The organism is Coprococcus intestinihominis (genome assembly GCF_040096555.1).
In the GTDB taxonomy this organism is placed as follows: domain Bacteria; phylum Bacillota; class Clostridia; order Lachnospirales; family Lachnospiraceae; genus Coprococcus_A; species Coprococcus_A intestinihominis.
The window spans coordinates 1-3462 of record NZ_JBBMEK010000314.1; the positions used below are offsets into that span (position 1 = coordinate 1).

The window sequence follows — 3462 nt, forward strand, 5'->3', positions numbered from 1 at the left end:
CTTAGAGATATATTTGAATTTGAAGTATCCGATCAGGAGATAGCACTGATCAGTCAGCATGCGGAGAATACATTTAATGGTGTCCGCTGCGGTGTGATGGATCAGTTTGCTGTGGCCATGGGCAGAGCGCATCAGGCGATTTATCTGAATACAGAGAATTTGTCCTATCGTTATGTACCGGTACAGCTTCAGAATATGCAGCTGATCATTTCATGTACGAATAAGGAACGCGGTCTGGCTGATTCCAAGTATAACCTCAGACGCATGGAGTGTGAGCGGGCACTGGCTGATTTACAGAAAATTGTATCGATCAGACAGCTTGGTGAGTTATCCATGGATGATTTTGAAAAATATCAGGCAGTGATTACTGACGATGTCTGCAGAAGGCGTGCAAGGCATGCTGTTTCAGAGAATGCGCGGACCATTCAGGCTGTGCAGGCTCTGGAGAACAATGATCTGAACCGATTTGGTCGGCTTATGAACGCATCCCATCAGTCCCTGAGGGATGACTATGAAGTCACAGGAGATGAACTGGATGCTTTAGTTGAAGCAGCATGGGATACAGAAGGTGTTTTAGGCTCCCGTATGACAGGCGCAGGTTTCGGTGGATGCACCATCAGCCTCGTCCGCACAGAAGCTGTCGACAATTTTATAAAAAACGTTGGTAGAATTTACAGACAGCAAATCGGCTATCCGGCCGACTTCTATATTTGCAAAATAGGCGGCGGCCCTAGAAAGTTATAACAGAAAGGATTTTATTATGAAAATTTTAGTATCAGGTGGTACCGGCTATATTGGTTCACACACATGTGTGGAACTTCTGAATAAAGGTTACGATGTTGTAGCATTTGATAATCTTTACAATTCCAAGATAGATGTTGTTGACAGAGTGGAGAAGATTACAGGCAAGAAGCTGATTTTCTACAAAGCGGATATGCTGGACAAAGAGTCTATGCGTCCTATATTTGAAGAGCATAAGTTTGATGCGGTGATTCACTTTGCTGCACTCAAAGCCGTTGGCGAATCCGTTCAGAAGCCGCTGGCTTATTACAAGAACAATATTTCCGGTTCATTGAATTTATGCGAACTGATGAATGAATATGGCTGTAAGCGCATTATCTTCAGTTCTTCAGCAACTGTTTACGGTGCCCCGAAGACAGTACCGATCACAGAAGATTTCCCATTATCTACAACGAATCCATATGGTTCAACCAAGCTGATGCTTGAAAGAATCTTCTCAGATTTCTGTGTACCGGATCCGGAATGGAGTGTTGTACTGCTTCGTTACTTTAATCCAATCGGTGCCCATGAGAGCGGTCTCCTTGGTGAGAGCCCGAACGGTATTCCGAACAACCTGATGCCTTATATTGCACAGGTAGCAGCCGGCAAGCTGGAGTGTCTGGGGGTATTCGGCAATGATTATGATACACCGGATGGTACAGGTGTCAGGGATTACATCCATGTGGTTGACCTGGCAAAGGGTCATGTGAATGCTGTTGAGAAGGTAACTTCTTCTACAGGCGTGAATATTTATAATCTGGGTACAGGTATCGGTTACAGTGTACTGGATATTGTTAAGGCTTTTGAAGCTGCTAATGGTATCAAGATCCCTTATGTGATCAAACCGCGTCGTGCAGGCGATATTGCCATCTGTTATGCGAACCCTGGAAAGGCAAAGCGAGAACTTGGATGGGAAGCAAAGTATGATCTTGAACGCATGTGCAAAGATTCCTGGAATTTTACCAAGAAGAGTCTCGGCTTGGAATAGGACGGTTTTATGGCAGATTTAATAACATTTGTAACGGAAACCGGTCAGATTATCAGAGGTTCTGTGATGGGGGCTTTTGAGGACGATCTTTCAGGGAAGAATTATGTGATTTATACAGACAATTCCATCAATGAGACGGGTAATTATAATATTTATGCAGCGTCTTACGATCCGGAGCAGGAGGATGAACAGATTCTGATCCATGCCATTGAGACGGAGGCCGAGTGGCAGCGAATTGAGATGATGATGCAGAAACTCAGCAAGGGTCCTGAAGGATACGGTGAATAGTCAGAATATTTTATAAAAATAGATATAGTTATAGACAAAATAACACAAATCTGGAAAATATAGTCATTCTTATAAATGAAATAAGAAAAACGAAAGACAGAAATTGTTGACACACCGAAAATCAGTGTTATACTAAAATTAACAGATCGTTTGAAAACAATGACAGAAAGAGATGGTATTTTGTCATGCAAAGAGGCATGAATAGTGAGAAGTTCATGCCTCTTTTTGTTTTTAAGCACACGTAATAAGGAGGTAGTTACTATGAAAAAGTTTTTGGCACTTGTATTGACCGTAGTAATGGCTGCTTCTCTTGCAGCTTGCGGTAATTCAGGAACAAAGGAAACACAGGCACCTGCATCAGGTGACAGTGAGACAGCCGCTGAGTCAACAGCAGCAGAATCTACAGGTGAGACAGCAGAGAAGGTTGGCGAAGGTGTAGATGTTAAGGATTTGAAAGTTGGTTTTATTTTTATCGGTGATGAGAATGAAGGTTATACAGCCGCTCATTATGCCGGTGCAAAGGGTATGCAGGAAGCACTTGGCCTTTCTGATGATCAGATCATTATCAAATGGAACATTCCTGAAGATGAGACATGTTATGATGCAGCTGTAGACCTTGCAGACCAGGGATGCAATATCGTTTTTGCCAACAGCTTTGGTCATGAATCTTATATCCTTCAGGCCGCAGCTGAATTTCCGGATGTACAGTTCTGTCATGCAACAGGGTATCAGGCAGCCGGCAGTGGACTTGCCAATATGCACAACTACTTTACATCTATCTATGAATCCCGTTATGTATCAGGTGTCGTAGCCGGTATGAAACTGAATGAGATGATCGCAGATGGCAAGATTACAGAAGATACAGCTAAGGTTGGTTATGTAGGTGCTTATCCATATGCAGAAGTTATCAGCGGTTTCACATCCTTCTTCCTTGGTGTAAGAAGTCAGTGTCCATCCGCTACAATGGAAGTGAAGTACACAAACAGCTGGGCAAGTTTTGACCTTGAGAAAGAATGTGCTGAATCTCTGATCGCAGATAAATGTGTTCTGATCAGCCAGCATGCAGATACAACAGGTGCGCCTACAGCTTGTCAGGCAGCAGGTGTTCCTTGTGTTGGTTACAATATTTCTATGATTGAAACAGCTCCTGATGCAGCTCTGACAAGTGCTTCCATTAACTGGGAACCTTATTATGAATATGCAACAAAATGCGTCATCGACGGTACAGCTATTGATACAGACTGGTGCAAGGGCTTTGCTGAAGGCGCAGACAAACTGACAGACCTCAATGACAAGGTCGTTGCAGAAGGTACAGCTGAAAAGGTTAAAGAAGTTGAAGATGCGATCATTGATGGCAGCCTTCATGTATTTGATACCTCTACATTCACTGTAAATGGCAAGGAACT

The 3462-nt window shown here is 43.2% G+C and carries 4 protein-coding genes; all 4 read left to right on the top strand.

Annotated elements, in window-relative coordinates; genetic code table 11:
- On the top strand, nucleotides 1-744 hold a 744-nt coding region (gene galK, locus WMO25_RS16310), incomplete at its 5' end, for a galactokinase (RefSeq protein WP_349086218.1).
- A 16-nt stretch (nucleotides 745-760) separates the two neighbouring features.
- Nucleotides 761-1768, top strand: coding sequence for a UDP-glucose 4-epimerase GalE (galE, locus tag WMO25_RS16315; protein WP_015512614.1), 1008 nt, complete (start codon nucleotides 761-763; stop codon nucleotides 1766-1768).
- 9 nt (nucleotides 1769-1777) lie between these two features.
- Nucleotides 1778-2056 carry a DUF1292 domain-containing protein gene (locus WMO25_RS16320; RefSeq protein ID WP_117528922.1) on the top strand — a complete coding sequence of 93 codons (279 nt, stop codon included), beginning with the start codon at nucleotides 1778-1780 and terminating at the stop codon, nucleotides 2054-2056.
- 261 nt (nucleotides 2057-2317) lie between these two features.
- A partial coding sequence (locus tag WMO25_RS16325; protein ID WP_349086220.1) for a BMP family ABC transporter substrate-binding protein occupies nucleotides 2318-3462 on the top strand: 1145 nt, incomplete at its 3' end.